This window comes from bacterium (genome assembly GCA_024226335.1).
In the GTDB taxonomy this organism is placed as follows: domain Bacteria; phylum Myxococcota_A; class UBA9160; order SZUA-336; family SZUA-336; genus JAAELY01.
The window spans coordinates 1-649 of record JAAELY010000258.1 but is presented as its reverse complement, the minus strand read 5'-3'; the positions used below and the strand labels follow the sequence as shown (position 1 = coordinate 649).

Sequence of the window (649 nt, the reverse complement as noted above, 5' to 3'; positions counted from 1 at the left end):
CTCTGCGACTCCCTGAGGCCGAAGAAGAAGTGCCCGTCGATCGCATGGTCCAGCTCCTCCTCGTGGCGCTCGGAGAGCCAGCTGAACGCCAGATCGACGGCGTCGGCGCCAGGCGTGTCGTATGGCTCAGTCTGGTTGTGGAGTTTCATGCCCGAGGCCTCAGAAGTGCGTGTGCCGGAAGTGCCCGGCCTGGTTATGGTGGAATTCCACTGGGCGATTCACTGAATAAGCGTAGCGGAAATCTCAGCGATTCGCCAACTGCTTCGCGATGCACAGGCGTAGATGCCGGCGAGGTCGTGGCTTGGGCGTGCCAGGCCCTACCGCAGCTGAACAGCTTGGCGACGTCAACGCGATCTCGCTTCCTGGTTCTTCGGCGCGTCTTGACGGGCGATTGACAGCCGAGATCCATCGTCCAGTAGAATCGCGGCGATCATGTACAAAGATCGAGTGCACGAGATCCGGGAGATCGCAGCGGCGCCGACGCTGGAGGACATGCGGCGCCAGCGGAAGGAGCTATCGTCGAAGCTCTCCAAGCTCATGACCTACCTGGTGAACCACCTCTTCAACTCCAATCTGACCGCCACCCTGGCCTGGAGCAAGGTGGAGATCACCGACCACACGCTATCGGTGGCGTTTCGCGACGCCACCG

The 649-nt window shown here is 61.6% G+C and carries 2 protein-coding genes; one reads left to right on the top strand and one right to left on the bottom strand.

Features of this window, described 5'->3' with window-relative positions:
• Positions 1-149, bottom strand: a 149-nt coding sequence (locus GY725_13160; protein ID MCP4005137.1) for a hypothetical protein, incomplete at its 3' end; no start/stop codon positions are given.
• A 283-nt stretch (positions 150-432) separates the two neighbouring features.
• Between GY725_13160 and GY725_13155 the strand changes: the two genes are divergently transcribed.
• Positions 433-649: hypothetical protein (locus GY725_13155; protein MCP4005136.1), on the top strand; the 217-nt coding region annotated here is incomplete at its 3' end.